The sequence below is a fragment of the Actinomycetes bacterium genome (genome assembly GCA_024222295.1).
GTDB lineage: Bacteria > Actinomycetota > Acidimicrobiia > Acidimicrobiales > Microtrichaceae > JAAEPF01.
This window is the reverse complement of sequence record JAAEPF010000017.1, coordinates 261,865-282,046: the sequence shown is the minus strand read 5'-3', so window position 1 is coordinate 282,046 and position 20,182 is coordinate 261,865. Positions and strand designations below refer to the sequence as shown.

At 68.5% G+C, this 20,182-nt stretch carries 19 protein-coding genes; 8 read left to right on the top strand and 11 right to left on the bottom strand.

From position 1 onward, the window contains the following. Positions 1-3 precede the first annotated feature (3 nt). Positions 4-309 carry a hypothetical protein gene (locus GY812_04085; protein MCP4434664.1) on the top strand — a complete coding sequence of 102 codons (306 nt, stop codon included), beginning with the start codon at positions 4-6 and terminating at the stop codon, positions 307-309. Between the two features lie 211 nt (positions 310-520). On the opposite strand, the gene GY812_04080 is transcribed toward GY812_04085, so the two are convergent. From GY812_04080 to GY812_04040, 9 genes are all read right to left on the bottom strand, one after another. Further along, the gene (locus GY812_04080; protein ID MCP4434663.1) at positions 521-1,783 is read right to left on the bottom strand and encodes a cytochrome P450; all 1,263 of its coding nucleotides are present in this window, start codon (positions 1,781-1,783) and stop codon (positions 521-523) included. A gap of 100 nt (positions 1,784-1,883) precedes the next feature. Further along, positions 1,884-3,620: a hypothetical protein gene (locus tag GY812_04075; GenBank protein ID MCP4434662.1), complete on the bottom strand. Its 1,737-nt coding sequence runs from the start codon at positions 3,618-3,620 to the stop codon at positions 1,884-1,886. A 92-nt stretch (positions 3,621-3,712) separates the two neighbouring features. Next, positions 3,713-3,889, bottom strand: coding sequence for a hypothetical protein (locus GY812_04070; protein MCP4434661.1), 177 nt, complete (start codon positions 3,887-3,889; stop codon positions 3,713-3,715). A gap of 49 nt (positions 3,890-3,938) precedes the next feature. Then, positions 3,939-5,474 carry an AMP-binding protein gene (locus GY812_04065; protein MCP4434660.1) on the bottom strand — a complete coding sequence of 512 codons (1,536 nt, stop codon included), beginning with the start codon at positions 5,472-5,474 and terminating at the stop codon, positions 3,939-3,941. Positions 5,475-5,486: 12 nt separating this feature from the next. Continuing rightward, positions 5,487-6,191 (bottom strand): histidine phosphatase family protein, encoded by a 705-nt coding sequence (locus GY812_04060; protein MCP4434659.1) that lies wholly within the window; start codon positions 6,189-6,191, stop codon positions 5,487-5,489. Then, positions 6,191-7,339 (bottom strand): thiolase family protein, encoded by a 1,149-nt coding sequence (locus tag GY812_04055; protein MCP4434658.1) that lies wholly within the window; start codon positions 7,337-7,339, stop codon positions 6,191-6,193. The genes GY812_04060 and GY812_04055 overlap by 1 nt, the downstream gene beginning before the upstream one ends. Further along, the gene (locus GY812_04050) at positions 7,332-7,793 is read right to left on the bottom strand and encodes a DNA-binding protein (protein MCP4434657.1); all 462 of its coding nucleotides are present in this window, start codon (positions 7,791-7,793) and stop codon (positions 7,332-7,334) included. The genes GY812_04055 and GY812_04050 overlap by 8 nt, the downstream gene beginning before the upstream one ends. A 41-nt stretch (positions 7,794-7,834) precedes the next feature. Beyond that, positions 7,835-8,878, bottom strand: a complete 1,044-nt coding sequence (locus GY812_04045; GenBank protein ID MCP4434656.1) for a zinc-binding dehydrogenase — start codon at positions 8,876-8,878, stop codon at positions 7,835-7,837. Continuing rightward, entirely contained in the window at positions 8,878-11,064 is a 2,187-nt protein-coding gene (locus tag GY812_04040; protein ID MCP4434655.1) for a molybdopterin-dependent oxidoreductase, read from the bottom strand. Before GY812_04040 ends, GY812_04045 begins: the two co-directional genes overlap by 1 nt. A 36-nt stretch (positions 11,065-11,100) precedes the next feature. On the opposite strand from GY812_04040, the gene GY812_04035 reads away from it, so the two are divergent. From GY812_04035 to GY812_04025, 3 genes are read left to right on the top strand one after another with little or no spacing between them, the layout of a single operon-like run. Then, positions 11,101-11,895, top strand: a complete 795-nt coding sequence (locus GY812_04035; protein ID MCP4434654.1) for an SDR family oxidoreductase — start codon at positions 11,101-11,103, stop codon at positions 11,893-11,895. After that, positions 11,892-13,316 carry an aromatic ring-hydroxylating dioxygenase subunit alpha gene (locus tag GY812_04030; GenBank protein ID MCP4434653.1) on the top strand — a complete coding sequence of 475 codons (1,425 nt, stop codon included), beginning with the start codon at positions 11,892-11,894 and terminating at the stop codon, positions 13,314-13,316. The genes GY812_04035 and GY812_04030 overlap by 4 nt, the downstream gene beginning before the upstream one ends. Next, positions 13,313-13,537, top strand: a complete 225-nt coding sequence (locus GY812_04025) for a transposase (GenBank protein ID MCP4434652.1) — start codon at positions 13,313-13,315, stop codon at positions 13,535-13,537. The genes GY812_04030 and GY812_04025 overlap by 4 nt, the downstream gene beginning before the upstream one ends. An 83-nt stretch (positions 13,538-13,620) precedes the next feature. Here GY812_04025 and GY812_04020 read toward each other — a convergent pair whose 3' ends face one another. Together GY812_04020 and GY812_04015 are read right to left on the bottom strand one after the other, a co-directional pair. Continuing rightward, a complete protein-coding gene (locus GY812_04020) occupies positions 13,621-14,400 on the bottom strand; it encodes an SDR family oxidoreductase (protein ID MCP4434651.1) in 780 nt (259 codons plus the stop codon). A gap of 106 nt (positions 14,401-14,506) precedes the next feature. Further along, the gene (locus GY812_04015; GenBank protein ID MCP4434650.1) at positions 14,507-15,139 is read right to left on the bottom strand and encodes a TetR/AcrR family transcriptional regulator; all 633 of its coding nucleotides are present in this window, start codon (positions 15,137-15,139) and stop codon (positions 14,507-14,509) included. Positions 15,140-15,213: 74 nt separating this feature from the next. On the opposite strand from GY812_04015, the gene GY812_04010 reads away from it, so the two are divergent. The 4 genes from GY812_04010 to GY812_03995 all read left to right on the top strand — a co-directional run bounded on the left by GY812_04010 (position 15,214) and on the right by GY812_03995 (position 20,180). Beyond that, complete coding sequence (locus tag GY812_04010; protein ID MCP4434649.1) at positions 15,214-16,485, top strand: acyl-CoA dehydrogenase; 1,272 nt, start codon at positions 15,214-15,216, stop codon at positions 16,483-16,485. A 107-nt stretch (positions 16,486-16,592) separates the two neighbouring features. Beyond that, positions 16,593-17,360 carry an SDR family oxidoreductase gene (locus GY812_04005; GenBank protein ID MCP4434648.1) on the top strand — a complete coding sequence of 256 codons (768 nt, stop codon included), beginning with the start codon at positions 16,593-16,595 and terminating at the stop codon, positions 17,358-17,360. Positions 17,361-17,379: 19 nt separating this feature from the next. After that, a complete protein-coding gene (locus GY812_04000) occupies positions 17,380-18,165 on the top strand; it encodes a ThuA domain-containing protein (GenBank protein ID MCP4434647.1) in 786 nt (261 codons plus the stop codon). Beyond that, positions 18,162-20,180 (top strand): dehydrogenase, encoded by a 2,019-nt coding sequence (locus GY812_03995; protein MCP4434646.1) that lies wholly within the window; start codon positions 18,162-18,164, stop codon positions 20,178-20,180. The genes GY812_04000 and GY812_03995 overlap by 4 nt, the downstream gene beginning before the upstream one ends. Positions 20,181-20,182 lie beyond the last annotated feature (2 nt).

Here is a 20,182-nt window from a genome sequence, read left to right as displayed (position 1 = left end):
AACGTGGATGACCTGACGTGTGCCGCGTGTGGAACCGATGACCACCTGCGGGGCGTGCCCGAAGGCGAGCAGATCCGCATCCATTGCGACGGCTGCGGCGCCAGCTGGATCCGCGACTCAACGCCGCGCTGCGAGAAGTGCGGCGGCGAAGACATGGCCCTCGAGAAGCGCCCTGTGATCGAGAAGGCCCGTGGTAGTCAGCTGTCGATCGTGGGCTACACCGACGTGGCGCTGTGCAAGAAGTGCGACGTCGACGAGATCAACCGCGAATGGCGCCATATCCGACCGGGCGAGAACCCGGCTGGCTGACATCGATCCTGCGTCCCGCGGCCCGCAGGCCCGCGGCGAGCGCCGATACCACGAGCACGAGCACACACACTGCCGGGACCCAGTCGCCCCAGCGCACATAGGGGGTGGTGCCGGTCACCAGGGGCACTTCGGCGATCCACACGCCGCCGCTCTCGTCGCTTTCCATGCCAGTCTGCCAAGCGGTTGCCAGGCTTGATGCCCCAACGGCCGCTCAGGACCCGGTGGGCTCCATCTCACATGAGAGATGCAGGCGCTTCAGGCCGCGCAGGGTGACGCTGGGCAGGTACTCGTACGTGTTGTCGTCGCACAGCTCGTAGCTGGCGATGCGGGCTGACAACCTTTCGAGGGCGACAATCGACTCGAGGCGGGCGAGGTTGGCGCCCACGCAGTAGTGGGTGCCGTGGCCGAAGCTGATCTGCTCGCCCAAGTGGTCACGTCCAGGGTCGAGGTCGTTGGGGCATCCGTACAGCGCCTCGTCGCGGTTGGCCGAGGCGAACATCGCTATCACCCGCGATCCCTTCGGGATGTCGACCCCGGCGAGGGTCGTGTCCTTCATCACGATGCGCGACATGCCCTGGTTGGGGCTCGTGAGCCGCAGGCTGTCGTCGACCACACCGGGGATCCGCTCTGGGTTGGCCTTGATGCGTTCCCATTCGCCGTCGGTGACCGCGATGAGGCGCATCATCTCGGTGACCAGCTTGGCGGTGGTCTCGTTGCCGGCCACCAGCAGCTGCTGGCCGATGCGCACCATCTCCGGCATCTCGAGTGGTCGTTCGACCCCTGTCTCGGGATCCTCTATCCGCGCGGCCAGCAGTTGGCTGAACAGGTCGTCGCCGGGATCGGTACGCCGTTGCTCGAACTGCTCGACGAGGAAGTCGGTCATCTCGAGGTTCGAGCGGGCATTGTCGATGTGCTGCTCGTCGGAAACGCTGGCGCCGATGGTCGAGGTGCTCGCCTCGGTCCAACGGCGGAAGTCATCGTGGCGTTCGGCGGGCAGGTTGAGCACGTGGGTGATCACCTGCACCGGCAACGGCACTGCGAACTGAGGCATGAACTCGACCGATGACGGGTCATCCCAGGCGTCGATCAGGTCGTCACACAGCGACTCCACGAACGGGCGCAGCTCGGCCATCTTGCGGGGTGTGAACGCCCGCGACACGAGGCGGCGGTAGATGGTGTGGTCGGGTGGGTCGTTGTCGAGCAGGGTGCGGGGCCGGGGCAGACCCTTGGCGCCGATCCGTTCGATCTCAGCCTGTGCCGCGGGTGATGGCTGCTGGCGGTTGGAGCCGAGCTGTGAGGAGTAGGTGGCGGGGTCGCGCAGCACGGTGAGGCAGTCCTCGTGGCGCAGCACCACCCAGGCGTCATTCGCCGGTATGTACTGCACCCCGTCGGAGCGCATGTACGCGTAGTGCCCGTGGGGGGCCTGCTGGATGTCGGGATCGGTGAGGTCGAACCCCTCGGGCGCCTTCGCCATCGCAGAATCCTACGATCCCGGCCGGAAACTAACCAGCCGATCAATTATCTCCGGCCACACCGGTGCCGGTGCCTTCACGTCCATGATCCGCGCCGGCCGGTCAGGGCGCTTCGATCACGGTCACGACGCCGGTGTCGCCGTTGACCTCGATCGTGGCACCGTGTGGGATCGTCTCGGTCGCCCCGGTGACCGACACCACACAGGGCAGTGCCAACTCGCGCGACACGATCACTGCGTGGCTGTTGGGGCTGCCAACGTCGACCACCACACCACCGGCGGTCATGAACAGCGGTGTCCACGACGGGTCCGTGTGCGGGGCCACCAGGATGTCGCCCGGCTCGAGTGCCGCGGGGTCCCGCGGGTCGAGCACCACCCGGGCGGTGCCACGAACCACACCGGGCGAGCCCGACACGCCGGCCAGCTCAGCACCGTCACCCAGCGACTCGGACTCGGATTCCGAGCGGCGCTTCCAGTCGCTGATGGGCGGCAGGTTGCCATCGGCGATGATGAACGGCGGCTCGATGTCCCACAGCGCCTCGTAGTCCCTCGCCCGCTGGGCCAGGGTCGCCTTGAAGCTCGCCGGGTCGGCCACGAAGTCGTCCAACTCCGAGTTCAGCAGCATGAATACCTGATCGGCGTCCTCGATGTCGCCCGCCTCGGCGTGGCGACGCCCGAGTTCACGGAAAGCCATGCGGGCCTCATGGATCACCCGCACGATCGTGGACTTCGTGCGCTCCCGGTACGACATCATGATCGAGGCCGTCAGCGCCGCCTCGAACATCGGGGCCAGCTCCTCGTTGCCCTCCAGCTGGGCACGCACTTCTGCGGTGGTCGCCTCGCGCAGCGCTGCCGAGGCATCGTGGCGGGCTTGGGGTGACTCATCGTCGCCCTGCAGGCGCACCCTGTCGAGCGCAGCCAGCGCGAGGGCCGGCTTCGACTCCCAGGCGTCGGCTTGGATGTCCCACTCGTTGGGGCCACGGGAGCCGAACTCCTCGAGGAATGCATCGAAGTCCGCCAGCAGCTTCTTGCCGGCAGGCGAGTCCAGCGCAGCGATGCGGTCAAGTACACCATCTGTGCCGGCATCGAACGCACCGGTCAGGCCCTCGTCGGCACGGATGTCGCGCGACATCGCCCACAAGGCATGGCTCGGCAAGGCCGAGTCGACATCACCCAGAGCCGAGAGCACCTTCATCGGCATCGACGGATCACCGATCGCCTCCGCGATCGCACCGAGGATCCCCGGCGCCGCAGCGGCACTCGAACCCGACACCACGTGCTGGGTGAACAGGTGGTGCAGCATCGGGCGGATCTTGCGCACCCGCTCGAGCAGCTCCGCATCCGAGTACGAGGTGAGGTCGCCCCGCTCGGCACGCAGCGCCGCGGCATTGGCCTTGTCCTCATCGAGCTCCGGCCAGTCGGCGCCCGACATCATCCAGGCCGTGTTGGCCTCGATCTTCTCCAGCAGGTGGGGCTTCACGTCGTCGGGGTGCTCCACGTAGGGCGGCACGTCGGGATGCTCACCGAAGAACGCCATGTCGAGCTGCTCGACGGTCACCCCGGGGTTGCGCACACCCTGCAGCCGGCAGCTCGCCAGGTTCAGGTAGAAGTAGCCGCCGAACATGCCGAAGGTCTCGGGATGCTCGGCATCGAAGTCCTCCATCTCGTGGGTGCCGCCACGGATCCATCCGTCGCGCATCCCGAGGACCATCGCCCCCTCCCAGCCGTAGGTCCAGCCCAGTGGGCTCACTGGGTCGCCCATCACCTCGCCGGCATTGGCCCGCGTGTAGTGCGGGAACCGCTCGCTGATCGGCCAGTCGGTGAGATATCCGTCGGTCATTCTGTTGCCCCCCGTCAGGTGTTGGCAGAGAAACTAACCGCTCGATTAGTTCCGGGGAAGCAGAACCACCGGCTCGGTTCGGGGAGCGACCCTCAGTCGAGCGTCACGACCATCTCGTCGCGCCAGGCCGGGCCCTCGTCGGGGCTCGCCATCTCGGGGTTCGCGAAGCCGAGGATCCCCACGTCGGTGAACTCGCCGGCGGGCGGCAGGTCGACGATCACCTCCTGGGACTCGGGGCGGTCGAAGATGCCGGTGTCGGTGGTGAACATGATCATTCAATCCCGGGCACCGCGGCGCTGCCGGGGTCCGTGGTGCGTCTCAGTCCCAGTAGGGGGCGCGCAGGGCGCGGCGGCTGATCTTGCCCATGGTGGTGCGGCCGAGGTCGTCCACGAACTCGACCGACCGGGGGCACTTGAAGCTCGACAGGCGCTCACGGCAGTAGTCGATGATCCCGTCCTCGGTGGCGGACTCCCCCGGCTCCAGCACCACCAGCGCGCGCAGCTGCTCGCCCATCTCCGGGTGAGGTATGCCGATGCAGGCCACGTCGTGCACGGCCGGGTGGTCGATCAGGAAGTTCTCCACCTCCGCCGGATACAGGTTCACCCCGCCTGACACGACCATGTCGCTGAACCGGTCTGTGATGTACACGAAGCCGTCGTCGTCCATCCGGGCCATCTCGCCGAGGGTGAACACGCCCGGTTCCAGGTGGGCGGCCGCCGACTTCTCGGGGTCGTTGTGGTACACGACGCCTCGGCCGGTGGCGTCACGGAAGTAGAGCCGGCCTTCCACGCCGGGCGGTACCGGCTTGTCGTCGTCGCCGATGATGACGGCCTCGAAGGGTGGGTCGGCCTGGCCGACCGAACCGGGGTGCCTCAGCCAGTCCTCGCTGTTGATCGAGCACGTCGTGCCGACCTCGCTGGCGCCGTAGGCCTCGAGGAACACCGGCCCCCACCAGTCGATCATCGCCCGTTTCACCTCGTCGGGGCACTTGGCACCCGTGTGCGCCACGTACTCCATCGACGACACGTCGTAGCGGTCCCGCACCTCCTCGGGCAGAGCGAGCAGCCGCACGAAGTGTGTGGGCACCATCACCGCGCTGCGCGTGCGGTGCTTCTCGATCGCCGCCAACGTGGCCTCGGCATCGAAGCGGCCGAGGATCACCGACGGCGTGCCCGCCACCAGGATCCGCATCCCCGAAAGGGGACCCGTGTGGTACATCGGGCCGACCACGAGGTGCGGGCCGTAGTCGACGAAGCGGGCCTCGCGCAGTGCGTCGAGGTGCTCGGCCATCGTGTCGCCGCCGGCGAACATCGTGGGCGGCAACTCGGTCCCCTTGGGGCGGCCGGTCGTGCCCGAGGTGTACAGCAGGTTGGGCCGGGGCTTCACGGTGAGCGGCGGGTTCACATCGTCGCCGCCGGCCAGCCACTCGTCCCACGGGGTCACGCCATCAGGTAGCACGGCCAAGTCGTCGCCGGCGGTCCAGGCCACCACCGTGTCGACCCCGGCCTCGTGGGCCGCGGCCAAGCCTGTCTCGGCGGTCTCGGGCCCGACGAACAGCACCCTCGTTCCCGAGTCCTCGATGATGTAGGCGGCCTCGGGTGCGGTGAGGTGGAAGTTCACCGGCACCGTCGAGGCGCCACCGAGCAGCGAGCCGAGGTGCGCCAGTGCGGTCTCGGCGGAGTTCTCGGCGAACACCGCCACCCGGTGCTGGTCACCGAGGTCGGTGCCGAGGATCCGGCTGGCCACCCGGTTCAGCGTCGAGTCGACCTCTGCCCAGCCCAGGCACCGGTCGCGATCGACGAGCGCGTTCTCATCGGGTCGTTCGATGGCAAGGCGGGCGGAGAACTCGGGCACGACGGAGCTGACCTACAGCGCGTTGATCGGGTTGAGCTCGCTCTGGAACGACAGCACGTGGCCGTGGTCGTTGACCTGCACCACCCGGCGAAGGTCGCCCATCGCCCGCACCGTGGTGACCGACGTGTGGTGAAGCGTGCATGGCGTGTCGAGCGACGAGTCCATCGCGTGCGCGATGTAGCCGTTGATCACGCCACCGTGGCAGGCCACCACCACCCGCTGCCCCACGTGGCGGGCCATGATCCCGTCGATCGCCGACACGATCCGCGCCCGGAACTCCTCGCGTGGCTCGCCGTAGGGGTAGGCGTCCCAGCGTTGGGTGCGGTTGCCCTCGCGCATGATCGCCCGCAGCTCGTCGGCGTCGAGTGAGTCGAGCACCCCCTGGTCCTGGGGCAACTCGCGCCACAGGTGTATCTCGGTGAGGTCCTCGATCTCGGTGACCGCCAGCTCGTGCGGCGCTGCGATCGCAAGAGCGGTGTCGCGGGCGCGCTGCATCGGTGAGCTGTACACGGCGTCGATGTCGGTGGACTCGAACCGGTTGCCGAGCGCTGCGGCCTGTTGCTGGCCGAGGTCGGACAACGGCGCATCGACTGCGTCGCGCATCGCCATGTTCGTCACGAGCACCTGCTCGCCGTGGCGCACCAGCAACACCTCGCACACACCCTCGAGGTGAGGCAGGAACGAACTACCCAGATCGACCGAACGAATGCGTGCCATCAGCGGCCCAGGATCGTGACACTCGAGATGCCCGGCGAGCCGTACACATGGGTGTAGGCCACCTCGGGGTCACCACCCACCTGACGCACGCCGGCATCGCCGCGCAACTGCAGCACGTTCTCGTACACCTGCCGCAGGCCCGTGGCACCCACGGGTTCGCCGTTGGCGATGCAGCCGCCATCGGTGTTCACCGGGAACCGGCCGGTCAGCTCGGTTTCGCCGTTGGCGATCATCTCCTCCTGCTCACCGTGCTCGCAGAACCCGTTCTCGGCCATGTGCATGATCTCGGCGCCCACCTCGGTGTCCTGCAACTGGGCCAGGTCGATGTCCGCCGGGGTCATGCCCGCCATCTCGAACGCCGCCTTCGCCGCGTCCATCGTGGGGCCATCGCCGCGGGCGGGCGACAGATGCGGTGCCATCACCTCGAAGGAGCCGAACCGGCGCGACCGCACCGCCGCGGCACGCAGGTAGATCGGGTTCTCGCAGTAGTCCTTCGCCTTGTCGCCGCGGCACAGGATCAGCGCCACACCGCCCTCACCGGGCGAGCAGAACATGTACTGGGTGAGTGGATACGCCACCATCGGCGAGTTGGCGATCTCCTCCTCGCTCAGCTCCTTGTCACGCCACGCCATCGGGTTGACCGCACCGTTGCGGGTCGCCTTGTTGGCCACCTTCGTGAGGCTCGACTGCGTGATGCCGAAGTCGTGCATGTAGCGGTTGATCTTCATCCCGAAGAACTGGGTGGTGATCGCCAGCCCCGAGTCGCCGTACCACTCCTCGAGGCCATTGAGCTTGAGGTCCACGCGGAAGGCGCCGCGCTCGTGCTTGTCGAACCCGACCGCCATGCCCACGTCGAACATGCCCGACTGGATCGAGTTGATCGCCGAGAACAACGCCGAGCCGCCGGTGGCGCAACCGTTGGCCACGTTGATGAACTGCAGGCCGGTCAGTCCGAGCTTGCTCACCATCACGTCCGCGGCGCCGGCCTCCTGGCTACCGCCGAACGCGAACTGGATGTCGTCCCAGCCGAGGCCGGAGTCGGCCAGCGCCCGGCGCACGGCCACGACGCCCTGGTCGACACCCTCGATGCCGTCGTGACGGCCGAACTCGTGCATGCCGATGCCGATGATCGCCACGTCGTCAGTCATGACTGGCCCCTGCCTCTGACTTGGCACCGCCAACCGGGCCGAAGGCGAACGTGACCACCTCGTTGCCGTCGTCATCCACATACAGCGGGTCGACGGTGACCTCCAGCTCCATGCCGATCTCGAGGTCGTCGGGCTCGGCGAGCGTGAGGCGTGACTCCACCAGCAGCTTGTCGGCCATCTCGAGGTAGCCGACCCCGAACGGCTCGTAGGTGTCGGGGTCCACGTTGCCCGCGTACGGCGGGGACTTGGGTGGGAAGTCCTGGATGGTCCAGGTCCACAACGTGCCGGTGCGGCCCAGCTCCACCACCTCGGTGGAGCTGCCGCTGCACTTCGGGCAGTCGCCCTGCGGCGGGAACATGTGGTTGCCACAGTCGGTGCAGCGGCTGCCCAACAACACGGGCTCGTCGCTCGGCCATGTGAACAGGCCTTCCTTGATCGGTACTTGTGTCGGCACTGGGACCCTCCGGAACCTGCCGTGGTCGGACTTCGGACTTGTTACTGGTCGCCAACCCAGTTGGGGTTGACGAGGACCTTCAGCTGGCCGGACCCACCCACCGCCAGCTCTTCGAGTGTGGCCGCCAGCGCGTCGACGCGCGTGGTCGACGTGTGCAGCGGGCGGACCTGGACCCTGCCGTCGGCCAGCAGGTCCATCGCGTCGGCGAACTCGTGGTGCAGGTAGCCGAGGGCGGCGGTGACGGTGACCTCGTTGCGCAGCCACTCCCCCGGTTCGATCGACATCTGGCCGGTTGCGAGGCCCACGAGGCACACGGTTGCGCCCCGGCGCCCGAGGCCGACTGCCGCGCCCAGCGCCTCGCTGCTGCCCACGCATTCGTAGACCACATCGGCACCGAGGCCGCCTGTGCGGTCGGCCACGATGTCGGCTGCGGCCTCCGGGGTTGCGGCGGCCGTGGCGCCGAGCGACTCGGCGAGCGTGCGGCGGGCGGAGTCGGGCTCGACCACCAACACCTGGCCTGCGCCGGCTGCTGCCGCGCACTGCATCGTGGTGAGCCCCACCGGGCCGGAACCGAGCACCACAGCCGTGTCGCCCTCCCCCAACTCGCTGCGGTTCACGGCGTGCAGGGCCACCGTGACCGGCTCCACCTGCGCGAGCGTCTCGTCGTCGAGCGACGGGTTGGCGGCGACCAGCCGGCCGGCGGTCACGGAGATGCGCGGGGCAAACCCGCCATGCGCTGGAGCGGTGGCGTCACGCCCATGCACCATGTCGACCACCACAGCGCAGTGGGCGGTGTTGCCTGCTCGGCACTGGGCGCACCGTCCGCACGGCTCCGGCACCCCGACCACAACACGGTCGCCCTCGCTTACCGACGACACGTCGCTTCCGGCAGCCGACACAGTGCCCATCCACTCGTGGCCACACACCGCCGCCCGGTACGGACGGCCCGAGGTGTACGCGTGCACGTCGGTGCCGCAGATCCCGCAGAACGCCACGTCGACCACCACACCATCAGGCGCAGGAGTGGGGTCGGGGAACTCGCGCAGCACCACGTTGCGCTCGCCGTCGATGATCGCCGCCTGCATCAGTCGGTCCCCGCCCCGGCTGAGTCGACTGCCGTCACCCGCACCGGGATCGCGCTCTGCACGGCCATGCCCGTGATCGGGTCGAAGCCCGAGTCGACCGTCACAAGTCGGTTCGTAGGCACGCCGTGGGCGCGCACGGCGGCACCGTCCTCCGCACCGCCCAAGTCGCTGCCCGACGCGCCGCCCCACGAGTGCGACATCGACACCACGCCGGGCTTCACATCATCGGCCGCCGCGGCCACTCCGGTGACCTCGCCATGGGGCGACTCGATGAGCACCAGTTCGCCGTCGACGACGCCCAGCGACTCGAGGTCGTCGGGGTGCATGAACGCCGGGTTGGTAGTGCCCACCTTCGCCAGCCGCGGCAGCTCCGTGCCGAGGCTGTTGATCACGTGCTTCATCCGCCGGCTCACCAACCGGAACGGGAAGGCGTCGGCGTCGAAGCCATCGAGACGGTCGAGCCCGGTCGACTCTGCCCGCACGGCGGCCAGTTCCTCGATCACGTCGGCAGGTGCCACGTCGAAGCGGGCGGTATCGGAGTCGGCCGCGTCCACCACCTGCACCTTGTCGTCGTGGAGCACGCCACGGTTGGCCCGGATCTCCTGCATGGGCATGCGAGCCTTCGCATACACGAGGTCGAGGATGGTGTCGTCGTCGACCGACTCGCCGACCTTGCCGTCGGCGTGCGGGATGCGGCCGCCGGGCAGCTCGATCTCGGTGCCGTTGCGGGCCGCGATCCCCGCGAACACCTCCCACTCGCTCACCAGGTCGTCCTCCACCTCCAGCACCGCCGGCGTGTAGTTCGTGTAGACGCCGGGCATGCGGTTGTCCATGATGTGCGGCACGTCGGCCCGCTCGAGCTCGATGCGCGGGGCTATCACGTAGTCGGCCATCTCGGCGGTGGGTGTCATGCGCGGGTCGATCACCACGAGCAGGTCGAGCGCGGCGAGCGCCTTCTCCGTGAGTACCTGGTCGGGGAACGCCACCACCGGGTTGCCTCCCGAGCAAATGAGCGCCCGCACCTGGCCTTCGCCCGGCTCGAGGATCTCCTCGGGCAGGCGGTTGGTGAGCATCTCGCCGGGCATGCCCGACAGCCCGCCCACGCGGTGTGCGGCGCCCGGCGCCGGGTCGCCGGGCGCGATCGCCCGCGCCACCCGGGTGTCGCCCGGGGTGAGGAACGCGCCGCTCTCGAGCGTCTCGCCGGCACGGCGTACACGGCCACACAGCACATTGAGCGCCAGGGTGAGGTGCTCGGAGAGCATCGAATGGGGTGCCATGTTGGGGCCCGTGCCGGTGCCCGCCGCACCCCGCGGGCCGGCGGCGAACAACTCCGCGGCCGCCACGATGTCGCCGGCAGGCACCTTCGCACGCGCCGAGGTGTAGTCGAGGGTGTAGGGCTCGACCGCCCCGGCGAGCGAGTCGACCCCGTCGACCCAGCGCTCGCAGAACGACGCGTCGTACAGCTTGTTCGAGATGATGTGCCGGATGATCCCCGCCAGCAGCGTCGGGTCCTCACCGGGCTGCACCTGGAGCCATACGTCGGCCGAGGCCGCCAGCTCGGTGCGGCGGGGATCCAGCACGATCAGCTTCAGGCCACGAGCCTTCGACTCGCGGAGTTTCACGAACGGATCAGTGCCCTGCAGTCCCCCGGCCGGTCCGTAGCTCGACACGAGCGGGTTGTAGCCGACGGCGAGGGACACATCGGCGTCGGTGAAGTTGTCCCAGCCCGCCTCCCACGCGCCCATGCGCAATCCGGCCGCGCGATGGGCCGGCTGGTCGATCGTGATCGAGGTGTAGAAGCTCGGCGAGCCGAACCCGGCGTGCCAGGCGGCGGTCACCGGCACCGAGGTGGAGTTCTGGAAGGCGCCGGTGCCCGTGTAGCTGGCGACGGCCCTGGGGCCGTACTCAGCGACGATGTCTGAGATGCGCGCCGCGATCTCGTCGAGCGCGACCGACGACGCGACAGGCTCGAACCCGGCACCCGCCCGCCGGAGCGACGACCGCAGCCGGTCGGGGTGGTGGTGCTGGTCCGCGAGCTGGCGGCCCTTGATGCACGTGTAGCCGCCAAAGAGCGGGTCGGAGCGGTCCGCGGCGACCGAGAGCACCCGCGTGCCCGCCTCGACCTCGATCTCCATCGGGCATGCTGCGTGGCACACCCGGCAGAAGGTCTTCCGTTTCTCGGCCATGTGCGAAAAACTAACCGCTGAGTTAGTTTCTGCCGAATGGGGTTGCGCGAAGCATTCGACATGACCGACCGGGTAGCCGTGATCACCGGCTCCGGGCAGGGCATCGGACGGGGAATCGCATGGGGTCTGGCCGACTTCGGCTGTGACGTGGTGCTCAACGCCCGCCGCAAGGACGACCTCGAGGAGACCGCCGAGGGCGTGCGCGACCGGGGCCGCAAGGCACTGATCGCCGCCGGCGACATCCGCGACTTCTCCGAGGAGATCGGCCGCCGCAGCATCGAGGCGTTCGGCCGGCTCGACATCTGGGTCAACAACGTCGGCGGCTCTGACGACCACAAGACCCGCACGCTCGTCGAGACCCCCGACGACACCTTCCGCGCACAGCTGGAGCTCAACCTCACCTCAGCGTTCCAGGGCTGCAAGGCCGCGGCGCACTACATGGGCGACTCGGGGTCAATTGTGAACATCTCCTCGGGTGCCGGTACCCGCGGCTCCCCCATGACCGGCCCGTACGGCGCTGCCAAGGCCGGAATGAACAACATGAGCCAGACCCTCGCGCTCGAACTGGCACCCCGCATCCGGGTGAACACGGTGGCGCCGGGGCCCGTGTTCACCGAGGCGTTCAAGTCGACGCTCGCCTCCAACCCGCGCAAGATCGACGAGATCGTCGCCTCGGTGCCACTCGGTAGAGCGGGCACGCCCGACGACATCGCCGGCGCGGTGGTCTACCTCGCCTCCGACGCGGCTGCCTGGGTTACCGGCCAGATGATCCTCGTGGCCGGCGGCCGCACCCACCGGGCAGTCAACTATGACCCCAAGGACGTCCAATGACCGCCGCGGACAACTCCGGCGTAGGTGCCGCAGCCGACGCGGCTGCGGGCACCGCCCGCTCCCCCGGCATCACCTACCAGCAACTGCTCGACACCGACACCCACAAGGTGCCTGACGTGCTGCGCCTCGAGTCGCCGCGCTACCTCGGCTCCGACGACGTGCCGGTCGCGCACTACACGTCGCGCGAGTTCCATGAGCTGGAGGTCGAGCACCTCTGGAGCAAGGTCTGGCAGTTCGCCTGCCGCGAGAGCGACATCCCCGAGGTCGGCGACCACATCGTCTACGAGATCGTGCGCGACAGCTTCGTGGTCATCCGCACAGCACCCGACGAGATCAAGGCGTACCCCAACGCCTGCCTGCACCGCGGCCGCCGGCTCAAGGACTACGCCGGGCGCTGCAGCGAGATCCGCTGCCCGTTCCACGGGTTCGCCTGGGAGAACGACGGCAGGCTCAAGTCGATCCCCGCCAGCTGGGACTTCGAGCACGTGGAGCCCGAGGAGTTCTCACTGCCCGAGTGCAAGGTTGGCACGTGGGCCGGGTTCGTGATGATCAACCCGGATCCCGACGCCGGGCGGCTCGAGGACTTCCTCGGCGGGATCGTGGAGCAGTTCGAGGACTGGGACCTCGCCAAGCGCTACACGGGCGCGCACGTCGCCAAGGTGATCCACGCCAACTGGAAGGTGGCCCAGGAGGCGTTCTGTGAGGCATTCCACGTGGGGGCCACCCATCCGCAGATCCTCCCCTATCTGGGCGACACCAACAGCCAGATCGACATCTGGGACAACTTCGCCCGCGTGATCACCGCCGGCGGAACCCCCAGCCCGCTGCTCGACTGGACCCCCACCCAGGACGAGATGATGCGCGCCATGACCGACACCCGCGTCGACGACCCCTCCCCGATGCCCGTCGGCGAGGACGAGTCGATGCGGGCCGTGGGAGCCGAAGCGAGTCGTGACCGCTGGCGGCCCGTCGCCGGGGACCGGGTCGATGACATGTCGGACGCCGAGTTGATGGACTCGATCGACTACACGGTGTTTCCCAACTTCCATCCGTGGGGTGCATTCAATCGCATCGTCTACCGGTTCCGGCCCAATGGCGATGACCACCGCAGCTCGATCATGGAGTGCTTCTTCCTGGCACCCTTCGACGGCGAGCGCCCGCTAAACGAGCCGATCCACTTCCTCGGCGAGGATGAGAGCTTCATCGACGCGCCCGAGCTGGGGATGCTCGGCAAGGTGTTCAACCAGGACGTGTACAACATGGCCCGCGTACAGCGCGGCCTCGAGACCACACGTCGCTCGGGTGTGGTGCTCGGCAACTACCAGGAATCGAAGATCCGCTGGCTGCACGACAAGCTCGACGCATATGTCGAGGCCGGCACCGGTGACCCGGACGCTCAGCCATCAGGAGAGCAGTCGTGAAGGGGATCGTGCATCCACTCACCGGCGCCCTTCACGAGCGCGACGGCGAGATCGACGGCATGGTCGTGGTGAAGGTCACCTCGGGTGACCGCTGGGGCCGGTTCCGCCCCGACGGGTCGTGGATCGAGGGCGAACTGCGCGAGTGCGATCCCCAGCTGGCCGGCTGGGTGGCCGCCCCCCAGATCGCCCACCACCGCATCGCGGAGCCCGACTCCCACTGAGCCGACCGCGCTCAACCGACGCGCAGGGGGTGCTCTGCCGACAGGCGAGCGCACCCCCTGGAGTCGGGTCCTGGTGGTCCGGGTCAGTAGGTGGCGGTGCCGCCGTCGACCGAGAGGACGGTGCCGGTGATGCCGGCGCCGGCGTCGGAGGCCAGGAGCACAGCAACGGCCGCGACTTCGTCGACCAGGTTGAGCCGCTTGATGGCCGAACCCTCGGCAAACATCTCCTTGAGCGCCTCGTAGGACATGCCCATGGCGTCGGCCGCGGCCGGAGCGTCGTTCTTCATCGCGTCGGTCTCGATGGCGCCCGGCGCGATCGCGTTGACCGTGATGCCGAGCGTGCCGACCTCCTGGGCCGCCGAACGCACGAGGGCGTTGATGGCCGCCTTGTTGACGCTGTAGGGGAAGAGTCCGGGGGTGCCCCGCTTGGACTCCACCGACGAGGTGGCGATGATCCGGCCGAAGCCCTGCTCGGTCATGTGGCCGAGCGCCGCCTGCATCGTCCAGAACGTGTGCCAGAAGTTCCACTCGAAGGTGGCCTGCAGGTCCGCATCGGCGACCGCTGTGACCGGGCCGGGACCCTGCACACCGCCTGCGTTGGCGTGGAGGATGTCGATGCGGCCGTAGTGGTCGACAGTGCCCTGGATCAGGGCCAGGCAGTCTTCCTTCTTCGACACGTCGCCCTGGATGAAGTGGACGTTGTCGCCGCCACCCATCTCCTTGACCGCCGTGGCGCCCTTCTCGGCGTCCTTGCCGTTGACAACGACGTTGGCGCCCTCGCGCAGGAATGCCTCGGCGCACGCGCGCCCGATGCTGCGTGTTCCGCCCGTGATGCACGCGACCTTGCCGTCGAGCTGACCCATGTGATTTGCCCCCTGTTGTCTCCGGCCACTCTGGCCTCTGTGTGCGGCCCTTCTGGCCGTGCTTCACGACCGCGTCGGCCGTGGATCGCAGATACTAACCGCTCGGTTAATTCCCTCGCTCCGAATGGCCTGCGACGTAGCCGTGAAGCACGAGCATGAAGCCGTCCACTGCCGCCCGGTGCTCGTCGTTGTCACCCGACAGGCCGTCGGTCAGTCCGACGTTGAACGCCCGGATGCAGGTGAGCAGCTCCCCGCGATCGCTCTTTCGGACCTCGCCGGTCTTGATGCCCCGGTCCACGATCGCCTCGAAGAACCCCCCACCCCGAGTGTCGGCCGCGCCCAACTCCGCCGACAAGGAAGGGTTGCGCTGCCTGTCGATCCGCGCCGAGCCGAGGAACCGCGCCAGGGTCGGGTCATCCCGGTTGAGCTCGTGAGCCACCTCGTAGACGGCCTGGAGCTTGTCGACGAACGTGTCGGCCGACGCCTCTGCCTCGGTGAAGCGGTGGTACACCCGCTCCTGGACCTCTTCGAGCACGGCGGTGTAGATGGCGAGTTTGGAGTCGAAGTAGTGGTAGATCGCGCCGGTCGTGATGCCGGCCTCGGCGGCCAGCATCCGGTTGGTCGTGGCCTCATAGCCGTGGTCCGCGAAGCAGCGCCGCGCCACCGCGATGAGCTTGTTGCGTGTCTCGGCCGAGTCGGACGCCGGTGGGCGGCCGAGTCGTGGTGTCCTGGATGCCACGGCGCTGATCGTAGGCGGCGCCTTCGACCGGCTACCTACCAAGCGGTTAATTTGTCCCGGTGCCGGACGAAGCAGTGGCGGAATCACTCGAGGAGTTCACCGAACGCGCCGCCGCCTGGCTGGCCCTGCACGGCGAGCCACTCGGCGCCTCCGCCGATGGATCGGGCGAGGGCGAGATCGCCTGGGGTGAAGGCGAGTTCAGCGTGGCGGTGTTCCACGACCTGACCTTCGACGAAGAGAAGGCCGTGCTCGCCGATGCCCAGCGTTGGCAGCAGCTCAAGGCCACCGAAGGATTCCACGCCATCACCGAGGACCCCGAACGGGGCGGACTCGGCCTCACCAAGAACCACGCCCGCGCATTCGGCGCGCTCGAGCGCAACTACCGGGTGCCCGAAGGCCACGAGTCGTTCAGCGTCACCACCGACCTGATATCGCCCACGGTCGCAGTGTTCGGCACCGACGAGCAGAAAGAGCGTTTCGTCGCCTCGTTCCTCTCCGCGCGGGAGCTGTGCTGCCAGCTGTTCTCCGAACCCGGTGCGGGCTCCGACCTGGCCGGGCTGTCCTGCAAGGCCGACCTCGACGGAGACGAATGGGTCATCAACGGCCAGAAGGTGTGGTCATCCGGCGCCCAGTTCTGCGAGTGGGGGCTACTGATCGCCCGCACCGATGTGACCGCCGCCAAGCACAAGGGCATGACCGCGTTCCTCGTGCCGATGGACGCGGATGGCATCGAGATCCGCCAGATCCGCCAGATGAGCGGGGGCACGTCCTTCAACGAGGTGTTCTTCTCCGACTGCCGACTGCCCGACTCGATGCGACTCGGCGAGGCCGGCGAGGGCTGGAAGGTGTCACTCACCACCCTCGGATTCGAGCGCGATCACTCCGACGGGTCGGGCGCGGCGGGAAGCGACCGACCGGGTGGGCGGTGGCCACAACTGCTCGCGATGTCGCGTGCAATGGGCGTGACCGACGACCCGCGCGTACGAGACGACCTCACGCGCGTCTACGTGCACAAGCGGGTCGAGGCGATGCTCAACGGCCGCGCCGCGGCACTGGCACGCGAAGGCACTCCGGGACCCGAGAGTTCACTCGGCAAGCTGATGTGGACCGAGGGCCTGACGCTGGTCGGCGAGGTCGCCTCGCGGATCCTCGGGCCGCGGATCTGTGCCGACACCGGCGAGTGGGGCACATGGGAGTGGGGCGAGCACCTGCTCGGCGCCCCCGGCTATCGAATCGCCGGCGGGTCCGACGAGATCCAGCGAAACATCATCGGCGAGCGTGTGCTCGGCCTCCCCGGCGAACCCCGGGTCGACAAGGGAATCCCCTTCACCGACGTCCCCCGCTGAGCCGCCTGCCCGTCTGCAATTGCCGCGGCGCCCCAGCAATGGTGGAATAACTAACCACTCGGTCAATTTCCCGGCACACGACGCCGGCCAACAAGGGGCGCTAAAGCATGGACCTCGGACTCAAGGGCAAGCGGGCACTGGTCACCGGCTCGACGAAGGGCATCGGCCGCGCCGTGGCCGAGACATTGCTGGCCGAGGGCGCGTCGGTCGCCATCTGCGCACGCAGCGCCGACGACGTGGAGACCGCCGTGAAGGAGCTCTCCGAGCTCGCCCAGGACGGCGCCAAGGTCACCGGCGGCACCGTCGACGCATCCGACCTCGCCTCGCTCGAAGCATGGATCGCATCCAGCGCCGACGAGCTCGGCGGGATCGACATCTACGTGCACAACACCTCGGGCAAACCCCAGAAGGTTCTCGCCGAGTGGCAGAAGAACTTCGAGATCGACCTCGTTGCCCTGGTGGGCGGCGTCGCCGCCGCCAGGGAAGCACTTGCAGACGGCGGCGGTGCGCTGGTGAGCATCGGAACCACCGCGGCAGCCGAGCACTTCGGCTCGGGCTCCGGCAGCTACAGCGCCTTCAAGGCAGCGGTCACCAACTGGACACTCGGCCAGGCGCAGGTACTCGGCGCCGACGGCATCCGCTGCAACGTTGTGTCGCCCGGCCCGGTCTTCGTGGAGGGCGGCGACTGGCACAACATCCAGACCGCCAAGCCCGACTTCTACGAGGCCACCGTTGCCTCGCACCCCACAGGGCGCATCGGCAACACGGCCGACATCGCGAATGCGGTCACCTTCCTCGCAAGCGACGCGGCAGCGCACATCAACGGCACCAACGTGACCGTGGATGGCGGCTTCCTCAAGCGCGTCAACTACTGAGCGGCACGGGTCGAGGCACATGGTGGCCGGGGGGCGCAGCGACGGGGACCGACCCGCACGGGTGGACGCCTGCCTCATCGCGGGCGGGCTCTACCACGACATCGACTACGCCCGCCGCGAGCTACTCGACCTGCTCGCCGAGCACGACCAGGTGCGAGTCACGGTGCGCGACGACTGGGAGGACACCGCCACACTCGGCGCCGCCGACCTCGTCGTGGCCTACACCTGCGACGTTCGTCCCAGCAACGCGGCCCAGGACTCGCTGCGCGCATGGGTTGAGGCCGGCGGCCGGCTGGTGGCGCTGCACGGCACCAACTCGGCGCTGGACGTGGGCGGGCCTGACGGTGTGGTCATCCCCCGCTGCTTCCCCACCCTCGCCGACACACTGGGTGGGCAGTTCGTCGCCCACCCGCCGATCGAACCGTTCGAGGTGAACAACGTCGCTCCCGACAACTGGCTCGTGGCCGGCATCGACGACTTCGAGACCACCGACGAGTTGTACCTGATGGAGCACGCGGAGAGCGCGGCGCTCACGCCGCTGCTGACGACCACCTGGCACGGCACGGCCGACGGGTTCCAGGAATCTGACTGGACCAGCGGCGACGGTGAACGGCTCTTGAGCTACTTGCGGCCCCTCGGGCAGGGCGCCGTGCTCTACAACGCCCTCGGGCACTGCCGCGGCCACCACGACATGTGGCCGCACAAGGACTGGTGGCCCACGATCGAGCGGTGCTCGTGGGAGTTGCCCCAGTACCGTGAAATGCTTCGCCGGGCGGTCCGCTGGGCGATGGGAGCCGACTCATGACCCTCGACACCGCCATCGCCGCGGACCTGCACCGGCGCATGCTGCGCATCCGCCTCTTCGAAGAGGCCGCGGGCCGCCTGTTCGAAGCCAACCGGATCCCCGGGTTCATCCACCTCTACGTGGGTCAGGAAGCCGTCGCGGCCGGGGTTTGTGCAGCCCTGCGGGACAACGACCAGATCAGCTCCACCCACCGCGGTCACGGCCACCTCGTGGCCAAGGGCGGTGAGCTCGACCGGATGATGGCCGAGCTCATGGGCAAGGCCACCGGGTACTGCCGGGGCAAGGGCGGCTCGATGCACATCTGTGACCTCGACCTCGACATGCTCGGCGCCAACGGCATCGTGGGTGGTGGTGTGCCGATCGCAGTGGGCGCCGGTTTCGCCAATACCTACCGAGGCAACGACACCGTGTCCGTGGCGTTCTTCGGTGACGGCACGACCAACATCGGTGCCTTCCACGAGGCCGCCAACATGGCCGCCGCGCTGAAGCTGCCGGTGCTGTTCGTATGTGAGAACAACGAGTACGCCGAGTACACGCCCCGGTCGCGCACGATGGCCATCGACGACGTGGTGGAGCGCGCCCCGGCCTACGGCATGCCGGGCGCAGTGGTCGACGGCATGGACGCCGTCGCCGTCTACGAGGCCACAGCCGAAGCACTGGAGACGATCCGTGCCGGTGGCGGGCCGGTGTTCCTCGAAGCCAAGACCTACCGCTACTACAACCACCACGGCATCCAGACGCTGGGCATGAAGTACCGCAGCGACGACGAGGTGGAGCAATGGCGGGGCCGCGACGCGATCGTGGCGCTCGAGACCAGGATGGTCGAGGGTGCGCTGGCAACCGTCGAAGAGGTCGAGGCAGCCCGCGCCGAGGTGGCCGCCGATGTGGACGCCGCGATCGAGTTCGCGCAGGCAAGCCCCGACCCCGACCCTGCCGACCTGCTCGACAACGTCTACACAGAGACCCGGCGGCCCGCCGAAGCACCGGAGCCGCCCGGTGACCCGACCCGCCAGATCACCTACCTGCAGGCCTTCAACGAGGCCATGAACCAGCTGATGGAGGCGAATCCCGAGGTGTTCGTGGCGGGCGAGGACGTGGGCCGCACCGGCGGTGTGTTCCACAACTTCGACGGACTGGTGGACACCTTCGGTGAGCGCCGCATGGTCGACACTCCCATCGCCGAGCAGGCGATCATCGGCATGGGCATCGGCGCCGCCGTCGTGGGCCTGCGGCCGGTGGTGGACCTGATGTTCATGGATTTCGTGCTCGTGGCCATGGACCAGATCGCGAACCAGGCGGCCAAGCTCAAGTACATGTTCGGCGGCAACGCCACGCTGCCGATGACCATCACCACCATGGGCGGCGCAGGGCTGTCCGCCGGCTCGCAGCACAGCCAGAGCCTGGAGGCGATGCTTGCCCACGTGCCGGGCCTCAAGGTCGTGATGCCCTCCACCCCCGCCGACATGAAGGGCCTGCTGGCCGCCTCGATCCTCGACGACAACCCGGTGCTGGTGATGCTCCACAAGCGGATGCTCGGCACCAAGGGCCCTGTTGCCGAGGCCCTCTACGAGACCCCGCTCGGCTCGGCAGCGGTCACGCGGCCCGGCAGCGACGTGACCGTCGTGTCGTGGTCCCGCATGGCCGCCGAGTCACTCGCTGCGGCTGAACAGCTGGCCGGCGAGGGAATCGACTGCGAGGTGATCGACCTGCGCACCGTGTCGCCGATCGATATCGACACGGTGCTCGACTCCGCCCGGCGCACCAACCGCATCGTGGTGGTCCACGAAGCTGTGCGCACCGGTGGGCTCGGCGCTGAGATCGCAGCGCAGGTCCAGGAGCACGCCTTCGACTACCTCGACGCGCCGGTCGCCCGCGTGGGGGCGCCCTTCGCACCGGTGCCGTTCAGCCCCGCGCTCGAGTCGGTCTACGTGCCCGACGCACAGCGCGTCGCGACCGAGATCCGCGCCACCCTCAACCGACCCGCGCCCGGGCAGTCCCGTGGCGCAGCCGGCTAGCC